We start from the raw sequence: 22018 nt of genomic DNA, 5'->3' as shown, positions 1-22018 counted from the left end.
AGATTAAATATGGCTGATTAGCGCTAATAACTGTAGATTATGGCCGCTTCGATGCCGGAAATAACAGTTTAAAAGGAAAATAAGATGCACGGCCTGAAAAATATCGTCGAATTACAGGACTTATTAACTGACTTACCGTGCTTTGAACAAAAGCTGGCTATTTTCGCGGCTAAATTAACGCTGGATTTAACGCAATTCAGTGCTGACCATATTTCGTTGCGCTGCCATCAGACGGAGACTGCGCAACGCTGGCGCAGTGGATTAGAGCAATGTGGCAATTTGATGTCCGAGTCGCAAATTAATGGGCGACCCATTTGCCTGTTCAAGTTGGCGCAACCACTGGCTGTCGGGCCATGGCAAATAGACTGTATCGAATTGCCGTATCCGGGGAAGACGCATTATCCTCATGAAGGGTGGGAGCACATTGAGCTGGTGTTGTCCGGTGATCCGCAAACCTTGCACCAACGTGCTCTGGCCTTATTACCTGCCACATTGCCAGAAGGGATTCATACCAAATTTAGCTCACCACAAGGTGAACATGAGCGCTTGGCTAACCCGACACTGGCGGTCAGTGATGGCGAGATAACCATTAAGTTTCACCCTTACACTCTGTGGCAAATAGTGGATAGCGAACGCAATGACTAACGTCTATGGGTTATTTATTTCAATACCGACTATCACTTATGGTTATCACTGTGACTGACATCTACTCATGGATTCAAAATGAGTGCCATAGTAAATGCTTCAGCATGTTTACTTACATTCTGTTTTAGCGTGAACGTTATATTCAGCACTTTATTTATTCAACGGTGTAATTGTTGAATACCTATTTATATGTTCAGAAATAATATGGATATATGCCTGTCGCAGTGGCATCCATCAAACGGGGGAGAGAATGACTACATTGGAAATTTGTTGCTATAGCGTAGATTGCGCGCAAGTAGCAGAAAAGGCAGGAGCCGACCGGATTGAATTATGCTGCGGCCAGTCTGAAGGTGGCTTGACGCCGAGTATCGGCGCTTTAATGCAAGCCAGAGAGACGGTCACTATCCCTGTCCACCCGATCGTCCGTCCTCGTGGCGGTGATTTCTGTTATAGCAATAATGATTTTGCCATCATTAAGAATGATATCGCCCGAATTCGCGATATGGGCTTTGCGGGTGTTGTAGTGGGGTTGCTGGATATTGATGGTCACATTGATATGCCGCGGATGCGGGAAATCATGAAGATCAGTGGCCCATTGGCGGTCACATTCCATCGCGCATTTGATATGTGCCAGAACCCTATGGTGGCGCTACAGCAATTAGCCGACCTTAACGTGGCGCGGATTTTAACCTCTGGCCAGCAGCAGAATGCGGAGCTGGGGCTGGCATTATTGAAAGATTTAGTGGCTGCAACCAAAGATCAGGGGCCAGTGATTATGGCTGGAGCGGGGGTCCGCCTGACCAATATGCAGAAATTTATCGATGCCGGTATCCGCGAGCTACACAGTTCAGCCGGGCGTCTTGTTCCCTCAGCCATGAAATACCGTAAAGCCGGTGTCACCATGTGCGCCGACAGTGATGTTGATGAGTTCGCTCATTATTGCGTCGATGGTGAAGTGGTTGAAGCCATGAAGAGTTTGTTAGTGATGGGCGCGCCTTTACCGCAGTCAGCATAGACCCTGCGGCCTTGGCGCTACAGCGTTGTTAGCGGCATTCGTTCACCCGAGTCACTGACTGATGTCAGCTCATCGGGACTTACTCATTTTGCTGCCTAGCTGTAACACCAATGACTTTGGGTCTTGATTTGTGGCTTCGGCGCTACAGCGTGGTTAGCGGCATTCGCTCACCCGAGTCACTGACTGCTGTCAGCTTATAAAAAACCCGGCACTTAGGCCGGGTTTTTTTATGGTTTCCGTGCGATTAATACCGCTCTGAGGGGGGCCGGATAGCCTTCAACGGTTTTGCTTGGGTCATTCGGATCAAGGAATTCTGCCAATGACTCGCTGGTCATCCAATCAGTGCGGCGCTGTTCATCAGTGGTGGTCACCGCCATATCGGCGATTCTCACATCGACAAAACCGCATTTCTCAAGCCAGGCTTTCAACGCCGGTGCTGATGGAATAAAGTACACATTACGCATCTGTGCGTAACGGTCGCCGGGCACCAAGACCTGCTGGCTATCCCCCTCAACCACGAGAGTCTCAAGCACCAGCTCCCCTTCGCTGACCAACTGATTTTTCAGTTGATAGAGGTGATCTAGCGGCGAACGGCGGTGATACAGCACACCCATTGAGAACACGGTATCAAAGGCGGCTAATTCAGGCAGTTGTTCAATACCCAGCGGCAGCACGTGAGCGCGCTGGTCACCGCCTAACAGTTTGCGAATGGCTTCAAACTGACATAAAAACAGCTGCATTGGGTCGATGCCAACCGCCAGATGAGCACCTTCGCCAATCATGCGCCATAAGTGATAACCACTACCGCAACCGACATCCAAAATTGTACGTCCTGCCAATGGGCTAATGTGTGGCAAGACTCGCTGCCATTTCCAGTCGGAGCGCCATTCGGTATCAATATCCAACCCATACAATGAAAATGGGCCTTTGCGCCACGGCATCAGGGCGCGCAACATATTTTCCATCCCTTCACGCTGGCCAGCAGAAATCGGCGGGGACATTTCTGCCCGCACGCCTTCGCGCAAATCCAATGACGTGGGGGTGAGTGCCGGTAAATGTTCGACTGCGTTAAACCAGGTTCTAAACTTACCGTGTAATGATTCGCGCTGCCAGGCACTGAGTTGAGCGGGCAGGGTATCTAGCCACGGGCTTAATGGGCCTTTGGCTATCAGCCGGTAAAAATCGCCAAATTCAATCATTGAGCCTCTCCCGATTTCAGGGCAATCAGCGAACCAAAATTAAAGCATTGGAACCACACTTCAGCATGTTCAAAACCGGCCTGATGCAGGCGCTGCTTATGAGTCTCAACGGAATCGGTCAGCATCACATTTTCTAGCATGCTGCGCTTCTGGCTAATCTCAAGTTCGCTATAACCGTTAGCCCGCTTAAAATCGAGGTGCATGTTGAACAGTAGTTCACCAATATCGTTATCTTCAAAGTTAAACTTCTCAGACAGCACTAAGGCGCCACCTGGGCGCAGCCCTTGGTATACCTGATTAAGCAAGCGCTGACGGTCAGCCGGTTCAAGGAATTGCAGTGTGAAGTTAAGCACCACCATTGAGGCGTTTTCCAGCTTGATGTCGAGAATATCCGACTCCACCACATCCACCGGTGTTTCTGCCCGAAAAGCATCTATATGACGGCGGCAGCGTTCAACCATGGCCGGTGAATTATCCACGGCAATAATTTTACAGCCCGCAGCTTTAATATTACGGCGCATTGACAGTGTGGCCGCGCCCAGCGAGCAGCCCAGATCATAAATTTGACTATTGGGTTGCACAAAACGCTCCGCCAACATACCTATCATCGAAATGATATTGGAATAACCGGGCACCGATCGCTGAATCATATCAGGGAATACTTCAGCGACTTTTTCGTCGAAGGTCCAGTCACCTAATTTGGCAATAGGGGCAGCAAACAGGCTATCACGCTGTGGCTCTGTTGCCCCAGACTGATGGTGCTGCGCATCGTTTTGAGATTGAGTGTCGCGATTTGGCATGACTGTCATTGGCATTAACAAGAAATTAAAGGCGCATATTATAACAGAAAACTCCGCAGATAAGCGCGATAAAGCGAAGGTTGGGGATCAGATAGGTAAAGGCAGACATGAAGGCGGTGATAAGCCGCCCAGAGTAGCAAGGTTCCGGCTGTTTGGCTGCGGAACCGACAAAATAGTCATTATTAGGTCAGACTGAAAATCTGATCCCAAGGTAAATAGTAAATATTAGCGATAATCATCAATACTAAAGAAACATACGTGGCGCTCATCCCAGAACGACGCCAACGAATTTCGCGATGACGTAAACCATAATAGTGCAGTAGACGACCGACTATCAGCATTAATCCACAAATATGGACCATCCATGTCTCACCGCCGTTCATTTCCATCATGATGAGTAAAATGACAGCAATAGGGATATATTCTACGGCGTTACCATGCACGCGGATGGCGGTTTGTAATTCATAAAAACCACCGTCGCCATAAGCGACTCGGTACTGATTTCTCAATTTAACAACATCAAATGAAAGCTTGATCAGTAACAGTGCGCCCAACACGACATAAAGCGAGCTAACCATTTTTAACTCCATTGCCCAACCATCGACTGGCTGAATAATGATAACCGCCTACCGGGAAACTGTCGCTAGAAAAAGTGGACAGAAGCACAATTCTTAATAGTCAGTTTCATGTTTGGAAAGATAAGCTTGCGGATACATTGTGGCGTTAGGCGACGAAAGCCCTGGGTTAGGGCGAAAAAGACGCCAATATCCTTAAAACAGTTGGTCTTGTTCTGGCCAGTCAGGTGCAGGAGGCAAGGTCGTTATTATTGCGGCTAATTGTTGCCAAATCTTTTGTGCCTGCTGTGGCGAGTCACTGTTATCTGGTGTGTGAATGAAAACATAAGGCTGATATTGCTGTTCCCACTGTGGCAGTTTTTGTAACCAAGGTGAAAATAGAGCTAAATTATCATCCAGTTGATCGCCACCAATAAAGCGCACCAAAGGCTGGCCACCCGTGACGATGGCATGCACTGGCAGGCGCGGTTTCTTACTTTGCGCATCACGCACTGCGGCGGTGAGCGGTTTAGCCGCATGAATCGGGCGGCTGTCCAACATCACGCGATTGACGGCTCGTTGGTGTAAACCCTGATTGAGAGCCAGTTCTGCTGCCCCCTTAGCGAAAAACTCCGGGTGGCGAACTTCTACGCCGTAATGAAAATCTGCGGGTAATTTATCGATAAATTGCCATAAGCGGTGTAGTTCATTCGGCCCGAAAGCGGCGGGGAGTTGTATCCATAATTGGCCAATACGCTGGTGCAGCGGGGCTAAGCATTGATAGAAAGCGTCCAGTTCTTGATCGCAGTTGCGTAGGGCCGCTTGGTGGCTAATAGTGGCGGGGAACTTAAAACAGAAGCGGAAGCTATCGGGCGTCATATCACGCCAGCGCTGCACAATTTCTAGCCGGGGTAATGCATAGAAAGTGGTGTTCCCTTCGACGCAATTAAAATAACGGCTGTAATCGGCCAAATCCTTGATACCCAAGCGGTTCCAGGTTGGGTGTTGCCATTGCGGCAGTCCTATATACATGTTTACCCTTCTTATTTGCTGCTACAGCGTTGTTGGCTGCATTCACGCGCCCGAATCACTGACCGGTGTCAGCTCATCGGGACTTATTCACTTGCCGCCTAGCTGTAACAGCAAATATTTTGGGTAAATTTATTATATTTGCTGCTACAGACCGAGTTAGCGATATTCTCTCGACAGAATTTATCGTTACTCGGTAAGGGCTGCAACAATTTCGCTGCTGCTGCGCACCCGGGATATCCGCGGGAAGATATTGTTAACCGCAAACTGCTGCATTTCGGCACTTGCGGTGCTGCAACCATCTTCGGCAATGACTAACTCATAGCCCAGCTCCCAGGCGGCCCGAGCGGTGGATTCGACACCAATATTGGTGGAAACTCCGGCCAATACGATGGTCTTAATCCCCCTACGGCGCAGCTGTAAATCTAAATCTGTGCCGTAGAAGGCTCCCCACTGATGTTTTATGACTTTAATATCGCCATCGGTCACCGCCAACTCTTCAGGGAAAGTCCACCATGACTCCGGCAAACCACCGGCAGGAGGTGGGCTTGGCTGATCAACCGGCTGTTTTAGCGCATCAGCGAATGAATCGGACCACCCCACACGCACGAAAACGACTGGGGCACCCGACTGGCGAAAGGTATTAGCCAGGCGAGCATTGGTGGCAATAACCTGCTCGGCACTGTAGGGGCCTTTGGCAAAAGGTAAAATCCCCTGCTGCAAATCGATCAGTACCAGAGCGGTGGTTTTTGCATCAAGTTTCATGTGGTTGTGCCTCTATATCATGGGGGGAGAGCCAAAACGACTGGCTCAATCTGCTGACCAGTTTATGCCAACATATGTTATCGGGCAGTCCTTGCGAGGGAACAAATTTGTTAAATGATGTGTTAAAACATCACCGAAAGGGATTTTGTCGTCTCTGAGCTGTGCGTTCGCTCTTATCTATGCCACGAAATTCCTTTATAATGGCCCCCTTTTTTCAACACTCTTTAATCTATCAATACTTATGCCAATATATGACTTCTTTTGGGATAAAATAGGGCGTGTAGCGCTTGCAACCATCGATTAGAGAAACTGCAAAAAATTTTCCGACGCGCCTCTGACTCAATGTCCTGCGTGTCATCAGCCCGCGTTATCGAAACTTATCTCTGCGGCCGGTTTTCAATTGAAAGGCACCGGCTGGTACGCGACAGATTTCAAGCCGGGCAGTAACAGCAAACCAGATAATAAGAGTAAACCAGACAGTAGTAGCTGAGGCTCAATAAGGGCTCATCAGAAAACAGCCGCACGGACAGTAGATAACGCGTGCGGCATCGGCTGAGTAAAAGGATATTGTATGCGTACTGAGTATTGCGGGCAGTTGAATCTGTCCCATGTGGGCCAAGAAGTGACTCTTTGTGGTTGGGTTAACCGCCGTCGTGACTTGGGTGGCCTGATTTTTATTGATATGCGCGATCGCGAAGGCATCGTTCAGGTGTTCTTCGACCCGGACCATAAAGCCGCTTATGAGCAAGCTTCTGAGCTGCGTAATGAGTTCTGTATTCAGATTACTGGTACTGTGCGCGCGCGTCCTGACAACCAAATCAATAAAGATATGCCTACCGGTGAAGTAGAAATCTTTGCCCACGCGCTGAATATTATCAACCGTTCCGAGCCTTTGCCGCTGGACTCCAACCAGACCAACAGTGAAGAGCAGCGTCTGAAGTATCGCTATCTGGATCTGCGCCGCCCGGAAATGGCCGACCGCCTGAAGACCCGCGCTAAAATTACCAGCTTCGTACGTCGCTTTATGGACAGCCATGGTTTCCTTGATATCGAAACCCCAATGCTGACGAAGGCAACTCCTGAAGGTGCTCGTGACTATCTGGTGCCAAGCCGGGTACATAAAGGCAAATTCTATGCCTTGCCACAATCGCCACAGCTGTTCAAACAGCTGCTGATGATGTCTGGTTTTGACCGCTATTATCAGATTGTAAAATGTTTCCGTGATGAAGATTTACGTGCTGACCGTCAGCCTGAATTTACTCAGATCGATGTGGAAACCTCTTTCATGACCGCCGATCAAGTGCGTGAAGTGATGGAGAAACTGGTGCGTGAATTGTGGCAAGAGACCAAAGGTGTTTCACTGGGCGATTTCCCGGTAATGACTTTTGCCGAAGCGATGCGTCGCTATGGTTCCGATAAGCCCGATCTGCGCAACCCATTAGAGTTGGTGGATGTCGCTGACTTGGTCAAAGATGTTGAGTTTAAAGTCTTCTCTGGCCCTGCCAATGATGCTAAAGGCCGTGTTGCGGCACTGCGTGTTCCGGGCGGCGCTCAAGTGACTCGCAAGCAAATTGATGAATACACTCAGTTTGTTAGCATCTATGGTGCAAAAGGCTTGGCATGGCTGAAAGTGAATGACCGTGCTGCGGGTATTGAAGGTGTACAAAGCCCGGTGGCGAAATTCCTCAGTGCAGAAGTGCTGGAAGCGATTCTGGTTCGTACTCAGGCAGAAAGCGGCGATATCCTGTTCTTTGGCGCAGATAGCGACAAAGTTGTCACTGACGCCATGGGCGCACTGCGCTTGAAAGTGGGTCGCGACCTGCAACTGACTCAGTTGGGGACATGGGCACCGCTGTGGGTGGTTGACTTCCCAATGTTTGAAGATGACAGCGAAGGTGGCCTGACCGCCATGCACCATCCGTTCACTGCCCCTAAAGATATGAGCCCGGAACAATTGGCTGCGGCACCGACCACAGCTATCGCCAATGCTTACGATATGGTCATCAATGGCTATGAAGTCGGTGGTGGTTCGGTGCGTATCCACCGCACTGAAATGCAACAGCAGGTGTTTGGTATTCTGGGTATCAATGAACATGAACAACGTGAGAAGTTTGGCTTCTTGTTGGACGCATTGAAATACGGTACCCCACCACATGCCGGTCTGGCTTTTGGCCTTGACCGTCTGGTGATGCTACTGACCGGCACCGATAACATTCGTGATGTCATTGCCTTCCCGAAAACCACTGCTGCAGCTTGTCTGATGACTGATGCGCCAAGTTTTGCTAATCCTGCTTCATTGCAAGAGCTGTCTATCAGCGTTGTGGCGAAGAAAGGGGCGACGGATAGCGTGGAAGACGAGAAGTAATGAATTATAAACGCCCCGAATCAATACTGGCAGTTATCTACGCCAGATCGAGTGGTCGGGTGCTGATGTTGCAACGGCGTGATGACCCTGATTTCTGGCAGTCGGTGACCGGCAGTCTGGAAGAGGGAGAAACTCCGTTGCAAACTGCGCAGCGCGAAGTAAAGGAAGAGGTCGGCATTGATATACTGGGTGAAAACCTTGAGTTGATCGACTGCCAACGTTGCGTGGAATTTGAAATTTTTATGCATTTTCGCCATCGCTATGCACCGGGTGTGACGCGGAATAAAGAACATTGGTTCTGTCTGGCGTTACCTGAAGAGCGGGATGTGGTTATTACTGAACATCTTGCTTATCAGTGGGTCGATGCTGTGGAGGCCGCAGCATCGACCAAGTCCTGGAGTAATCAGCAAGCGATTGAAGAGTTTGTTATTTAATTCCCGTCTATCCCCAAGGTAATTGAAATTACAGGTAGGCGACCACCGAACCAGCCCGATGAACGTATATAAGCAAGTGATTTGGGTGAGTGAGGACAGCTAACACCGCGGTGGCTTCAAGTACCAAGGGGATAATTAGGCTATTTTGGAGATACTTATTTATGGCAGGTCATAGTAAATGGGCCAACACAAAGCACCGCAAAGCGGCACAGGATGCTAAACGCGGTAAGATTTTCACTAAAATTATTCGTGAGTTGGTAACTGCCGCACGTCTGGGTGGTGGTGATCCGGGTGCCAACCCACGTTTACGTGCTGCTATCGATAAAGCGTTGTCGAATAACATGACACGCGACACCCTGAACCGCGCGATTGCCCGTGGTGTGGGTGGTGACGAAGATAACAACATGGAAACCATCATTTACGAAGGTTATGGCCCGGGCGGTACTGCGGTCATGGTCGAATGCTTGAGTGATAACCGTAACCGTACTGTATCTGAAGTCCGCCATGCATTCACCAAAACAGGTGGTAATCTGGGGACTGATGGCTCGGTTTCTTATCTATTCACCAAAAAAGGTGTTATTTCCTATGCACCGGGTTTAGCAGAAGATGCGGTGATGGATGCGGCGCTAGAAGCGGGTGCGGATGATATCGTGGTCTATGATGACGGTGCTATTGACGTGTTCACTGCCTGGGAATCGCTGGGTGCGGTGAAAGATGCACTGGATGCTGCGGGTCTGGTTGCTGAGGGTGCTGAAGTCTCCTTAATTCCATCAACTAAAGCGGATCTGGATGCTGAAACGGCACCAAAACTGCTGCGCTTGATTGATATGTTAGAAGATTCTGATGATGTGCAAGAGGTTTACCATAACGGTGAAATCTCTGATGAAGTTGCAGCAACCCTGTAAATCATCGCTGACTCATCCTACTCATTAAATCTATCTGTAATCCTCTCTGGCCGCATTGGTGGCCAGGGCTTTTGATGTGAAAAGGTAAATAAGCTGGTATGGCGATCGTATTAGGCATCGATCCCGGTTCTCGTGTCACCGGTTATGGCGTGATTCGCCAGCAGGGTCGTCAGCTCACCTATCTGGGCAGCGGCTGTATCCGCACGGTTGTTGACGATATGCCTACTCGCCTGAAGTTAATCTATGCAGGCGTGACTGAAATTATCACTCAGTTTCAACCTGACTTTTTTGCCATCGAACAAGTGTTTATGGCGAAAAACCCAGACTCAGCTTTAAAGTTGGGGCAGGCGCGTGGTGCGGCTATTGTCGCGGCGGTAAATCTGAATTTGCCCGTTTCCGAATATGCAGCTCGTCAGGTTAAACAGACGGTAGTTGGAACCGGGGCGGCGGAAAAAAGCCAAGTCCAGCACATGGTACGCTCGTTGTTAAAACTCCCGGCGAACCCGCAAGCCGATGCTGCTGATGCATTGGCAATTGCTATTACCCATTGCCATCTGAGTCAAAATACCCTGCGACTGGGTAATGAGCAGATGACGTTGGCTCGCGGTAGAATCCGCTAGCCGCTATTTTATGCGAGCGGGTTAACTGTTATTGTAGGCTGGATATCCATCCAGCCTTTTTTATGCTATAAACAGCCATTATGTTCATACCCTAATGTGGGTAATCGAGGAGAGAGTCAACGTGATAGGGCGCCTCAGAGGTATCATTCTGGAAAAACAGCCGCCATTGGTGCTGCTGGAAACAAACGGTGTTGGCTATGAAGTCCAATTACCGATGACTTGCTTTTATGAGCTGCCAGATTTGGGGCAAGAAGCCATTATTTTCACCCAGTTTGTGGTGCGCGAAGATGCTCAACTGCTGTACGGATTTAATGACAAGCAGGAGCGGGCACTGTTTCGTGAATTGATCAAAGTTAATGGCGTTGGGCCAAAACTCGCGCTGGCCATTCTCTCTGGCATGTCGGCGCAGCAGTTTGTCGCAGCAGTTGAGCGAGAAGATATCACTACATTGGTGAAGTTACCGGGTGTGGGCAAGAAGACCGCTGAGCGGCTAGTGGTCGAAATGAAAGACCGCTTTAAAGGCCTCAATGGTGATTTGTTCAACAATACCGGCGATATTCAGTTACCCGCCAGTGCTTCGCAAACTTCCGATGCCGATATTGAAGCAGAAGCTGTTTCTGCGCTGGTGGCTTTAGGTTATAAACCACAAGAAGCCAGCCGTTTAGTCAGTAAAATAGCTAAACCGGGTGCAGATTGTGAAACCCTCATTCGTGATGCCCTGCGCGCCGCGTTATAGAAATAATAGGGGTTAAGGATGATTGAAGCAGACCGCCTGATATCTGCGGGTGTTATCAGTGATGAAGAGAGTATTGACCGGGCTATTCGCCCGAAACTGTTGGCAGAGTATGTCGGGCAGCCTCATGTCCGCGAGCAGATGGAAATCTTCATTCAGGCGGCTAAACAGCGTGGCGATGCACTGGACCATGTGTTGATCTTTGGCCCTCCGGGGTTAGGTAAAACCACACTGGCGAATATCGTCGCCAATGAGATGGGGGTAAATCTACGGACAACTTCTGGCCCGGTGTTGGAGAAAGCTGGTGATTTAGCTGCCATGCTGACCAATCTGGAACCCCACGATGTGCTGTTTATTGATGAAATCCACCGTTTATCACCAGTGGTTGAGGAAATTCTCTATCCGGCGATGGAAGATTATCAGTTGGATATCATGATTGGTGAAGGGCCGGCTGCGCGCTCAATCAAACTTGATTTGCCGCCTTTTACTTTGATTGGTGCGACGACGCGTGCAGGGTCACTGACCTCGCCATTACGTGATCGATTCGGTATTGTCCAGCGGCTGGAGTTTTATCAAGTTGCTGATTTAGAACATATCGTTTCACGCAGCGCCAAGTGTCTGGGGCTGGAATTAACCGCCGAAGGGGCGCATCAATTAGCGCGTCGCTCAAGGGGAACACCACGTATCACCAACCGTTTGCTGCGCCGCGTGCGGGACTTTGCCGAAGTCAGGGCAGATGGCGCAATTAATGGTGATGTTGCAATGAAAGCTCTGGATATGCTGAATGTCGACGCCGAAGGTTTCGATTTCATGGATCGCAAACTCTTGCTAGCAGTTATTGATAAGTTTATGGGCGGCCCGGTGGGGCTAGATAATCTGGCAGCCGCCATTGGCGAAGAGCGTGAAACCATTGAAGATGTTCTGGAACCATACTTAATCCAGCAAGGCTTTATTCAGCGGACACCACGTGGGCGTATTGCCACCAACCATGCCTATAAACATTTCGGTATCACTCGCGAAGAGTAAGTTTTCTTTAATGCAGGGCTGAGTCAGTATCAGCCCTGTTTATGACTATCTTCAGGCGGCGGTTTTCTCTACCACCGGGGTGTTAATCATTCGGTTAAGCCATGGGATCAGCAGTGCCATAACCAACGCAATGACCAGTGTAACCATGCCTATTTTACCAAACACATCAGTGTAAATAGGCAATGTTTCCAACGGATCAGTTACCCCCTCCGGTGTCGCAGTAAAGGTGGCGACATAGCCACCAATCAGGAATGATGCCGCTTGTGTCAGGAACCACATCCCCAGAATAAATCCCATCAGATATTGCGGCACCAGTGCAGCCACCATAGCTAAACCTAGCGCACTGATCATCAATTCCCCTAGGCTCTGGAATAAGTAAACCAGAACAATAAACCAAGGGGATGTCAGACCTTGTGCATCAGCAAACCACATCCCGGCTGCGGCTGCGGTCAGAAAACCCAGTGAACATAAAAACATCCCTAGAGTGAATTTTGCTGGCATGGATAAGTCCCGATTTTTACTGCCTAAACGGGTATAAATCGAAGCTAGAATTGGGCTGGCAACCACCACCCAGAATGGGTTTAATGCCTGGAAGCTGACCGGGTTGATATTGAACCCAAGAATTTGATGATGGACATTATTAATAGCGAAGAAGTTTAATGAGGTGGGCATCTGTGCATATAGAACATAAAACACGATGGCTTCAATCATCAGAATAAAAGCCACAAACATTTTATTACGGCCCAGTTGGTCCTGCTTCAATGCTTCTTTGAAGAAGATAAACACCACAATTAGCGATAACACGATCAGCACCAGATTGGCAATGATCACATGGTTCATCAACCAGGCGCAGACACATATCATTACCGCCGTCCCAGCCAGTACCAGGAAGAGGTTTCGCCAATTTAAGGGTTTTGCATCGGGCTCTGAACCAATATGGCGCACCATATGGCGACAGCAGAAGTAGACCAACAGAGCAAAAATCAAACCAATGCCACATAAGTAATAGGTAATGGTGTAACCGAAACGTTCAGCGATAACGGGCGCCAATGATAGTGACAGTAAGGAGCCAATATTGATCGACATATAGAACAGCGTAAAGGCCCCGTCCAGACGTGGATCTTTAGGCGGATAACATTTCGACAGTAAGCTTGCTGGGTTGGCTTTAAATAAACCGTTACCTACGGCGATGGTACCTAGTGCGAAGAAGATTAAGTTGGGTTGATACAGTGATAGGCCGGTGGCGAAATAGCCGATAGCCAGCACCACTGCGCCTAAAACCATCGTGCGTTTGGTGCCTAATAGATGGTCGCCAACGTATCCACCAATTGAAATCAAGCCGTAAACCAATGCCGCAAAAGCGCCAAAAGTCACAAATGCCTGCTCCTGCGAGAAACCTAACTCCTTGACGAAGAAAACAGCAAGAATCCCCTGCACACCGTAATAGCCGAACCTTTCCCACAACTCGACAAAAAAGATCATAAAGAACGGTTTAGGTTGCTGAAGTAAACCAGTGGGGGTGGATCTATCCATGATAGGTCGCCTCTGCGCAATAATCATTGTGCAAAAATTGGGAGCGTACAAAGCCTATGCAGAAATAACTGCATAACCATTATAATGCTCATTAGTTTGAGAGGATGGCAGGGTATTACACTGCCTATCAATTGTATTTGTGGTTGATCACACTAATTAAAATATAAAATACAGAATTGATGCTTATCGGCAGAGAATAAAATAATGACCAACTAAGTATAATTAAGAATAGCAGGGGGAAAGGGTTTGAGGGGAATTGGGGCTTATCAATATAAACCCCAAGAGAAAGTGATTACCCGCGTGCTTTTTGTGACAGGCTAAGAACAAACATTGCCGCAGCACAAAGCACCACTGAAGGCCCCGCTGGCGTGTCATATAACGCAGAGAATGTTAAGCCGCCAGTCACGGCAATAATGCCAATACCGATGGCAATTCCGGCCATTTGTTCTGGTGTTCGAGCAAAGCGACGTGCAGCAGCGGCGGGGATAATCAGCAGTGAAGTGATAATCAGGGCGCCGACAAACTTCATCGACAACCCTATAGTGAGTGCGGTCACCAACATCAATAGCATGCGTACCCGCTCCAGATTCACCCCGTCGACATGGGCTAACTCTGGGCTAATGGTCATTGATAACAGTGCGCGCCATTGCCAGCACAAAACCCCCAATACCACCACCACACCAGCGGCAATCAGCCAGATATCACTCAGTGTTACGGAAAGTAGATCGCCAAACAGATAGGCCATTAAATCAACCCGCACATTGTGCATCAGGCTGACCACCACTAAACCTAGTGATAATGCGCTATGGGCCATGATTCCTAATAGGGTATCGACCGCCAGTTGCGGGCGACGTTCTAGCCATACCAAAATCAGCGCCAATACCATGGTCATCACAATCACGGCATAGAATGGATTTACATTTAGCAGTAAACCGAATGCCACCCCAAGCAAAGATGCGTGAGCTAAAGTATCGCCAAAATAGGACATTCGACGCCAGACCACAAAAGAACCCAGTGGCCCCGCCGCGGTTGCCAGTAATACACCCGCTAACCAGCCGGGCAGCAATAATTCAATCATGCGTCACGACTCCCACTGTTCTTCAAAATAATCTTTCCGTGTAAATCGTGACGATGGTTATGGTGATGACGATAAACTGCGAGTTGTTCGGCTCCACGATTGCCAAACATGGCAATAAACTCAGGGTGAGTCGATACCACCTCTGGTGCACCGGAGCAGCAAATATGCTGATTGAGGCACAATACTTCATCAGTTTTAGCCATCACTAAATGCAAGTCATGGGAAACCATCAGGACGGCACAACCCAGTTCTCTACGCAGTTGCTCAATCAAATCATACAGCGCTAATTGCCCATTAACATCAACACCTTGCGTAGGCTCATCCAACACTAATAACTGCGGCCGATTCAATAATGCCCGCGCTAACAACACGCGCTGGTTTTCACCACCAGACAGTTTCTGCATCGGTTGATCTAATAAATGAGCGGCATGCACCCGTTTTAGGGCCGGCAGGATATCTGCTTTTTTAACGCCGGGTTTTAAGCGCATAAAGCGGCTGACAGTGAGCGGTAACGTCGCATCCAGATGGAGTTTTTGCGGGACATAGCCGATCCGTAAACCCGGCTCTCGAACCAGTGTGCCGCTAGTGGGGGCAATCAACCCCAACACCACGCGAACCAGTGTTGATTTGCCCGCGCCATTAGGCCCAAGCAGGGTGAGTATTCTTCCCGGACGCAGAGAAAGGGAAATATCATTTAGTACCCGTCGACTACCAAAAGTGACGGATATCTTATTTAGAGTTACCAATGTGGACATTATGATTACGTTTGCAGAACCGATTGAATGTTATAATATTACGCTTTACCCATCAAAACGTCGAGAATTCGTATTATGTTACATAAAAATAAATGGCTGAAGCGGGCAATGCTGGCCAGCGTAATTTTAGTCGCTAACCCATTTAATATTGCCTCGGCTGCGGTCGTTACATCAGTGCGTCCGCTGGGATTTATCGCCTCAGCCATTGCGGATGGTGTGCTGCCAACAGAAGTTTTATTGCCTGATGGCGCGTCGCCACACGATTATGCTCTACGCCCATCAGATGTCCAGCGGTTACGTAGTGCTGAGCTGGTTATTTGGGTCGGACCTGAAATGGAAGCATTTCTGGCAAAGCCTCTGACGCAAGTTGCTGATAACAAGCAGATAGCTCTGGCTGAGTTACCTTCTGTTACGCCTTTATTAATGAAAGGCGACGAGCATGATGAAGATGAAGGGGAACAAGCAGGGCATGACCATGATCATGCTAAAGATAATCACAGCGATGAGCACCACCACGGCGAATATAATATGCATATTTGGTTATCGCCAACCATAGCAAAACAATCTGCAATCGCCATTCACGACAGATTATTGGAACTTATGCCACAAAATAAGGACAAATTAGATGCAAACCTGCGCCGATTCGAGGATCAACTAGCGCAAAATGAAAAAAATATTGCTACTATGCTCAAGCCTGCGCAAGGTAAGGGATACTTCGTTTTTCATGATGCCTATGGCTACTTTGAGAAACACTTTGGCTTGAGCCCATTAGGGCATTTTACAGTCAATCCTGAAATACAGCCTGGTGCGCAGCGTTTACATCAAATTCGAACACAGTTGGTTGAGCACAAAGCGGTATGCGTTTTTGCTGAGCCACAATTCAGGCCGGCCGTCATTAGTGCTGTCGCCAAAGGAACAGATGTGCGTTCTGGCACATTGGATCCCTTGGGGAGTGGCATAGTATTAGGCAAGGACAGCTATGTGAACTTTTTGTTTCAGTTGTCTAACCAATACGTGAGCTGCCTGAAGTAAGATTAAAAGGATACTCATAAGTGCAGCAGATAGTCCGAACTATCACTTTGGCGTATAACAATCTCCCTCGCCCCCACCGCATCATGCTGGGGTCGTTGACCGTAATGACACTGGCCGTCGCTGTTTGGCGGCCTTTTGTTTATCATCCGGAGCATGATCCCATCGCCCAAAGCGTGGTGTTAGATAACAGTCAACCCCGCATTTTATTACCTGAAGCCAGCGAACCTATCGATCAGCCAGCCCCTGATGATGAAATCCCGCAAGATGAATTAGATACCAAAGATGCCACTGAAGCGGGTGTCCATGAGTATGTTGTCTCTACGGGGGATACCCTGAGCAGCATTCTTACCCAATATGGTATCGATATTTCCGATGTGTCGTTATTGGCGAATCAGAATCGTGATTTACGTAATCTGAAAATTGGGCAACAAATCTCTTGGACCGTTAATGATGCCGGTGATTTGCAAAGTTTGACGTGGGAAGTTTCACGTCGTGAAACCCGCACTTATAACCGCGTTGGTAATAACTTCAAAGAGACCAAAGAGCTGCAGAAGGGTGAGTGGAGTAATTCGGTTCTGACGGGTCGGCTTGATGGCAGTTTTGTTACCAGTGCGAAAAAGGCCGGTTTGACTAATTCTGAAATCCGCGCAGTGACTAAAGCATTACAGTGGCAATTGGATTTTGCCAAACTGCGTAAAGGCGACCAATTCGCGGTGTTGATGTCGCGCGAAATCCTTGATGGTCGTAGTGAACAAAGCCAACTGGTTGGGGTGCGTATGCGCTCCGGTGGTAAAGATTACTATGCTATCCGCGCCGATGACGGTAAGTTTTATGACCGTCAGGGTTCTGGTCTGGCGCGTGGTTTCTTGCGTTTCCCTACGATAAAACAATTCCGCGTATCGTCTAACTTCAATCCTCGCCGTCTTAACCCTGTCACCGGGCGTATCGCGCCGCATAAAGGAGTTGACTTCTCTATGCCGGTTGGGACACCGGTGCTGGCGGTGGGTGATGGCGAAGTCGTTATCGCCAAGCACAGTGGTGCGGCGGGTAACTATGTGGCTATCCGCCATGGTCGCCAATACACCACGCGCTATATGCATTTGAAGAAACTGCTGGTTAAGCCGGGGCAAAAAGTGAAACGCGGCGACCGTATCGCGCTGTCAGGTAACACTGGCCGTTCTACTGGCCCACATCTGCACTATGAATTCTGGATGAACCAGCAAGCGGTTAACCCATTGACGGCTAAGTTGCCACGTTCAGAAGGGTTAAGTGGCAAAGATCGCAGCGAGTATCTGGCCATTGCCAAACAGGTGATTCCACAGCTGCAACTGGATTAACCGTTATCCGGTCGTTATTTCTACCGGATTGATTATCTCTACGCCGCCAGCGGTACACCCTGGCGGCTCAGTTTCAGTCTGTTAGATAGGTTATTTATCTGATATCGATTTTGTTTCCGGACATTAACTGCGCAGAGTCGCTTTTATAACAGACTATTTTTTAAAAGATTGTCTGCAAAAGATATCGACTGCAATTATTATTAGTCCACTGCCAATCTAAGAGTTCCCCCATGCAAAAAGAGAAAAACGACGCTGCTGGCTTTATCCCAGTATTCAAAAAATCTTTCCTACATCCACGTTTTTGGGGGGTATGGCTAGGAACCGGAGCTATGGCGGCGATGGCTTATGTTCCACCGAAATTCCGAGATCCACTGTTGGCTGGAATTGGTCGTTTCGCCGGGAAATTTGCTAAAAGCGCCCGACGCCGTGCCCGCATTAATCTTCTCTATTGCATGCCTGAACTGCCAGAAGCCGAGCGCGAGCATATTATTGACCAGATGTTTGCTACGGCGGCACAGCCTTTAATGATGATGGCGGAACTCTGTTTTCGTGATCCGAAGAAGGTGCTATCTCGTGTTCACTGGCATGGGCTAGATGTTCTAGACCACCTGCAACAACAAGAACGTAATGTTATTTTGTTGGTGCCCCATGCCTGGTCGATTGATATTCCAGCCATGCTTTTAGCCGAGCAGGGTAAGCCGGTTGCCGGGATGTTCCATCATCAACGTAATCCCTTGGTCGATTATCTATGGAACAGTGCTCGCTTGCGTTTTGGTGGGCGTATTCATGCGCGTGAGAGTGGGATTAAGCCTTTTATTAGCTCAGTGCGTCAGGGCTTCTGGGGATACTATTTACCGGATGAAGACTATGGCCCTGAGCAAAGTGAGTTTGTCGATTTCTTCGCCACGTATAAAGCGACATTACCAGCCGTAGGGCGGTTAATGAAAGTATGCCGCGCAGCTATTGTGCCAATGTTCCCGGTTTACAATTATCGCGAGCATCGCCTTGATATCTATATTCGCCCACCAATGGACGATTTAGCGGATGCCGATGATGCTTATATTGCTCGCCGAATGAATGAAGAAGTTGAGCTGTTGGTAAAACCTAATCCGGAACAATATACCTGGATTCTTAAGCTGCTGAAAACCCGTAAAGAGGGTGAAATAGAGCCTTATGTCCGTAAGGATATTTATTAAGCGTTATTACCATTGAGTATAAAAAAGCCCGCTTCTGATGAGCGGGCTTTTGCTTTTAGTTAATTAAAACAAATTAATCAACTCGGACGATACGGCTGGTATTGGTTGTCCCAATCGTGCCCATCACATCGCCTTGTGTCACAATAACCAGATCGCCAGATACCAAGAAACCTTTGTCTTTCAGACGATTGACTGCTTCATTAGCCGCCAACACGCCATCGGTGTGAGTATCACAGTAAACCGGGGTGACACCACGATAGATAGCCGTCAGGTTCAAAGTATGGTCGTGACGTGACATGGCAAAGATTGGTAAGCCAGAACTGATACGAGACATCATCAGAGCAGTGCGGCCCGATTCGGTCATCGCGATAATTGCGGTGATGCCTTTCAGGTGGTTGGCTGCATACATGGTAGACATAGCGATAGCTTCTTCGACATTGTCGAATTGCACATCAAGACGGTGCTTAGACACATTAATACTTGGGATTTTTTCAGCACCCAAGCAAACACGGGCCATTGCCGCAACTGTTTCAGCCGGATACTGCCCAGCGGCTGTTTCTGCCGACAACATTACGGCGTCAGTACCATCCAATACGGCGTTAGCCACGTCCATTACTTCTGCACGTGTTGGCATTGGATTGGTAATCATTGACTCCATCATCTGAGTTGCAGTGATGACCGCACGGTTAAGCTGACGAGCACGACGAATCAGTTTTTTCTGGATACCGACCAGCTCAGGGTCGCCAATTTCAACACCCAAGTCACCCCGCGCCACCATCACTACATCAGAGGCCAGAATGATATCATCCATCGCTTCATCAGTTGCCACGGCTTCAGCACGTTCAACTTTTGCCACGATTTGAGCATTGCAGCCAGCATCACGGGCCAAACGGCGCGCATAATGCAAATCTTCACCGGTACGAGGGAAAGAAACTGCCAGGAAATCGACACCAATTTTAGCGGCGGTAATAATGTCGGCTTTGTCTTTTTCCGTTAATGCTTCGGCTGACAGGCCACCGCCCAACTTATTAATGCCTTTATTATTGGAAAGAGGGCCACCTACAGTCACTTCGGTGAATACTTTCATACCCTGAACTTCAATAACCTTCAGTTGTACTCGACCATCATCCAGTAACAGGATATCACCGGGAACCACATCAGCAGGCAGGCCTTTATAATCGATACCAACTTTGTCTTTATCGCCTTCGCCTTTTGCCATATTGGCATCCAGCAAGAATTTATCGTGTACGTTAAGGAAAACTTTGCCTTCCTTAAAAGTAGATACCCGGATCTTCGGACCTTGCAAATCGCCAAGAATCGCAACATGGCGCCCCAATCTGGCGGCAATTTCACGGACTTTATTGGCCCGCAATTCATGATCTTCGGCGCTACCATGGGAAAAATTCAGGCGGACTACGTTAGCGCCCGCAGCAATAATCTTTTCCAGATTATTGTCGCGGTCAGTAGCCGGCCCCAGTGTAGTAACAATCTTGGTCCTTCTGAGCCGTCTGGACATCTCTTACTCCGTTGACTGATGAAGCATGGTGTTGTTAAAACAGCGGATAATGAATCCGATAGTAAAATGTAACTAAGCTACAAATTTTACAGCGACATGCTGATGAAAAAAACGTTTATCAAAGATGACATAATCAAAAGCACGGCATTATCAAATACATAGTGTCCTACATGTTATCCGCTTGCGGATGTAAAACGACTGATGCATGAATGCCTCCTCCCGGAGGACATCGGCACATCAATGACAACATTACAAAAGCGAGCTATTTACCACTTATTGGCTCAATAAATATTTGAGTCATCAAGAGCATTATTTTTCAATAATACGTCAATTTTTCGTCTCAGAAGATGCGCTAACACAAAACAAAGCGACTTCGGTCACTGATGTCATTTACTTTTTGATACAATTCATTCTCTCACATTATTCGCCACTATTAACCGGAGGTGAACCTTTATCAAAGCGAGATTCTTTCAAGGCGTCTTTGACTCGCTTCAGATTATCTCTAAATTTTGCCCCTCGGCGTAACGTAAAGCCGGTGGCTAACACATCAATTAATGTCAATTGGGCAATGCGCGACACCATGGGCATATAGACATCGGTATCTTCCGGCACATCCAACAGCAGCGGCAATGTTGCTTCGCTGGCCAGAGGAGTATCGCGTGAGGTAATCGCAATCACTGTGGCATCGTTTTCACGGGCTAAATGAGCCAGTTCTACCAGGCTTTTTGTTCGCCCCGTGTGAGATATCAATACCACGACATCGCCTTCACTGGAATTCATACAACTCATACGTTGCATAACGATGTCATCGAAATAAATAACTGGGATATTGAAGCGGAAGAATTTATTCATCGCGTCATGGGCTACGGCGGCAGACGCACCAAGGCCGAAGAACGAAATCTTCTTCGCTTGGGTCAATAAATCAACTGCTCGATTTATCGCGGCAATATCTAAATTATTCTTCACCATATCCAGACTAGCCATGGTCGATTCGAAAATTTTTCCAGTGTAAGCGGATACACTATCATCCTCTTCGACATTTCGATTCACATAAGGTGTGCCATTAGCCAGACTTTGTGCCAAATGAAGTTTAAAATCAGGAAAACCTTTGGTGTCTAATCGACGGCAAAAACGGTTTACCGTGGGCTCGCTGACGTTCGCCATTTTGGCGAGGGTGGCGATACTTGAGTGAATGGCAGTTTGTGGGGAGGCCAGGATCACCTCGGCGACTTTCCTTTCCGATTTGCTCAGGAGGTCCAGATTATTTTGGATATTTTCCAGCGTATTCATATAACGAGAGTCACCCATGGGTTTTACCGATTTCATTTAAAGGAGAAATCTATGCCGGTTTAATGAAAATATACTACGTGCTGGGACCCGTTGGCAGTGGCATCTGGTTGGAAGTCACACTTTTTCACCAGAATATGACCTGTGTCTAATTTTCATAATGGTAAATAGTTGTCAAAAACGTCATAAAATTA

General features: G+C 48.3%; 22 protein-coding genes. 12 read left to right on the top strand and 10 right to left on the bottom strand.

All coding sequences use genetic code 11. The features are described from left to right. Positions 1–84 precede the first annotated feature (84 nt). Entirely contained in the window at positions 85–645 is a 561-nt protein-coding gene (locus N0H69_RS15235) for a VOC family protein (protein WP_050107262.1), read from the top strand. A 250-nt stretch (positions 646–895) separates the two neighbouring features. Beyond that, positions 896–1660 carry a copper homeostasis protein CutC gene (gene cutC / locus N0H69_RS15230; protein ID WP_050133968.1) on the top strand — a complete coding sequence of 255 codons (765 nt, stop codon included), beginning with the start codon at positions 896–898 and terminating at the stop codon, positions 1658–1660. A 227-nt stretch (positions 1661–1887) separates the two neighbouring features. On the opposite strand, the gene cmoB is transcribed toward cutC, so the two are convergent. The 5 genes from cmoB to N0H69_RS15205 all read right to left on the bottom strand — a co-directional run bounded on the left by cmoB (position 1888) and on the right by N0H69_RS15205 (position 6007). After that, positions 1888–2859, bottom strand: coding sequence for a tRNA 5-methoxyuridine(34)/uridine 5-oxyacetic acid(34) synthase CmoB (gene cmoB, locus N0H69_RS15225; RefSeq protein WP_050151726.1), 972 nt, complete (start codon positions 2857–2859; stop codon positions 1888–1890). Beyond that, a complete protein-coding gene (gene cmoA, locus N0H69_RS15220; protein ID WP_050151727.1) occupies positions 2856–3659 on the bottom strand; it encodes a carboxy-S-adenosyl-L-methionine synthase CmoA in 804 nt (267 codons plus the stop codon). The genes cmoB and cmoA overlap by 4 nt, the downstream gene beginning before the upstream one ends. 182 nt (positions 3660–3841) lie before the next feature. Next, positions 3842–4237 (bottom strand): MAPEG family protein, encoded by a 396-nt coding sequence (locus tag N0H69_RS15215; protein WP_050107258.1) that lies wholly within the window; start codon positions 4235–4237, stop codon positions 3842–3844. 192 nt (positions 4238–4429) lie between these two features. Then, positions 4430–5245, bottom strand: a complete 816-nt coding sequence (locus tag N0H69_RS15210) for a DUF72 domain-containing protein (protein ID WP_050151728.1) — start codon at positions 5243–5245, stop codon at positions 4430–4432. A gap of 186 nt (positions 5246–5431) precedes the next feature. After that, positions 5432–6007: a hydrolase gene (locus N0H69_RS15205; protein ID WP_050107256.1), complete on the bottom strand. Its 576-nt coding sequence runs from the start codon at positions 6005–6007 to the stop codon at positions 5432–5434. Positions 6008–6341: 334 nt separating this feature from the next. Here N0H69_RS15205 and N0H69_RS22275 point away from each other — a divergent pair, with 334 nt between their 5' ends. The 7 genes from N0H69_RS22275 to ruvB all read left to right on the top strand — a co-directional run bounded on the left by N0H69_RS22275 (position 6342) and on the right by ruvB (position 12090). Continuing rightward, the gene (locus tag N0H69_RS22275; RefSeq protein ID WP_235895943.1) at positions 6342–6497 is read left to right on the top strand and encodes an FmdB family zinc ribbon protein; all 156 of its coding nucleotides are present in this window, start codon (positions 6342–6344) and stop codon (positions 6495–6497) included. 81 nt (positions 6498–6578) lie between these two features. After that, entirely contained in the window at positions 6579–8372 is a 1794-nt protein-coding gene (gene aspS, locus N0H69_RS15195; RefSeq protein ID WP_050151729.1) for an aspartate--tRNA ligase, read from the top strand. Beyond that, positions 8372–8806, top strand: a complete 435-nt coding sequence (gene nudB / locus N0H69_RS15190; protein ID WP_050133981.1) for a dihydroneopterin triphosphate diphosphatase — start codon at positions 8372–8374, stop codon at positions 8804–8806. The genes aspS and nudB overlap by 1 nt, the downstream gene beginning before the upstream one ends. A 161-nt stretch (positions 8807–8967) precedes the next feature. After that, positions 8968–9711 carry a YebC/PmpR family DNA-binding transcriptional regulator gene (locus N0H69_RS15185; protein ID WP_050107253.1) on the top strand — a complete coding sequence of 248 codons (744 nt, stop codon included), beginning with the start codon at positions 8968–8970 and terminating at the stop codon, positions 9709–9711. Positions 9712–9809: 98 nt separating this feature from the next. After that, positions 9810–10331: a crossover junction endodeoxyribonuclease RuvC gene (ruvC, locus tag N0H69_RS15180; RefSeq protein ID WP_004708525.1), complete on the top strand. Its 522-nt coding sequence runs from the start codon at positions 9810–9812 to the stop codon at positions 10329–10331. A 121-nt stretch (positions 10332–10452) separates the two neighbouring features. After that, on the top strand, positions 10453–11067 hold the full coding sequence (gene ruvA, locus N0H69_RS15175) for a Holliday junction branch migration protein RuvA (RefSeq protein ID WP_050107252.1): 615 nt from the start codon (positions 10453–10455) through the stop codon (positions 11065–11067). An 18-nt stretch (positions 11068–11085) separates the two neighbouring features. Next, the gene (gene ruvB, locus N0H69_RS15170; RefSeq protein WP_004708521.1) at positions 11086–12090 is read left to right on the top strand and encodes a Holliday junction branch migration DNA helicase RuvB; all 1005 of its coding nucleotides are present in this window, start codon (positions 11086–11088) and stop codon (positions 12088–12090) included. 51 nt (positions 12091–12141) lie between these two features. Here ruvB and dtpB read toward each other — a convergent pair whose 3' ends face one another. From dtpB to znuC, 3 genes are all read right to left on the bottom strand, one after another. Beyond that, the gene (gene dtpB / locus N0H69_RS15165) at positions 12142–13623 is read right to left on the bottom strand and encodes a dipeptide/tripeptide permease DtpB (protein ID WP_050107251.1); all 1482 of its coding nucleotides are present in this window, start codon (positions 13621–13623) and stop codon (positions 12142–12144) included. Between the two features lie 292 nt (positions 13624–13915). Beyond that, positions 13916–14701 (bottom strand): zinc ABC transporter permease subunit ZnuB, encoded by a 786-nt coding sequence (znuB, locus tag N0H69_RS15160; protein ID WP_050107250.1) that lies wholly within the window; start codon positions 14699–14701, stop codon positions 13916–13918. After that, positions 14698–15456 carry a zinc ABC transporter ATP-binding protein ZnuC gene (gene znuC / locus N0H69_RS15155; RefSeq protein ID WP_049556201.1) on the bottom strand — a complete coding sequence of 253 codons (759 nt, stop codon included), beginning with the start codon at positions 15454–15456 and terminating at the stop codon, positions 14698–14700. The genes znuB and znuC overlap by 4 nt, the downstream gene beginning before the upstream one ends. Before the next feature lie 75 nt (positions 15457–15531). Between znuC and znuA the strand changes: the two genes are divergently transcribed. From znuA to lpxM, 3 genes are all read left to right on the top strand, one after another. Further along, complete coding sequence (gene znuA / locus N0H69_RS15150; protein WP_050151730.1) at positions 15532–16488, top strand: zinc ABC transporter substrate-binding protein ZnuA; 957 nt, start codon at positions 15532–15534, stop codon at positions 16486–16488. A gap of 20 nt (positions 16489–16508) precedes the next feature. Next, the gene (gene mepM / locus N0H69_RS15145; protein WP_050151731.1) at positions 16509–17825 is read left to right on the top strand and encodes a murein DD-endopeptidase MepM; all 1317 of its coding nucleotides are present in this window, start codon (positions 16509–16511) and stop codon (positions 17823–17825) included. 230 nt (positions 17826–18055) lie between these two features. Further along, positions 18056–19021 (top strand): lauroyl-Kdo(2)-lipid IV(A) myristoyltransferase, encoded by a 966-nt coding sequence (lpxM, locus tag N0H69_RS15140; RefSeq protein ID WP_050146459.1) that lies wholly within the window; start codon positions 18056–18058, stop codon positions 19019–19021. Positions 19022–19094: 73 nt separating this feature from the next. Here lpxM and pyk read toward each other — a convergent pair whose 3' ends face one another. Then, positions 19095–20537, bottom strand: coding sequence for a pyruvate kinase (gene pyk, locus N0H69_RS15135; RefSeq protein ID WP_050107246.1), 1443 nt, complete (start codon positions 20535–20537; stop codon positions 19095–19097). 420 nt (positions 20538–20957) lie between these two features. Then, positions 20958–21827, bottom strand: coding sequence for a MurR/RpiR family transcriptional regulator (locus N0H69_RS15130; protein WP_050107502.1), 870 nt, complete (start codon positions 21825–21827; stop codon positions 20958–20960). Positions 21828–22018: the final 191 nt, after the last annotated feature.

Source organism: Yersinia alsatica, assembly GCF_025133195.1.
Classification (GTDB): Bacteria; Pseudomonadota; Gammaproteobacteria; order Enterobacterales; family Enterobacteriaceae; genus Yersinia; species Yersinia alsatica.
This window is presented reverse-complemented; position numbering and strand designations above follow the sequence as displayed.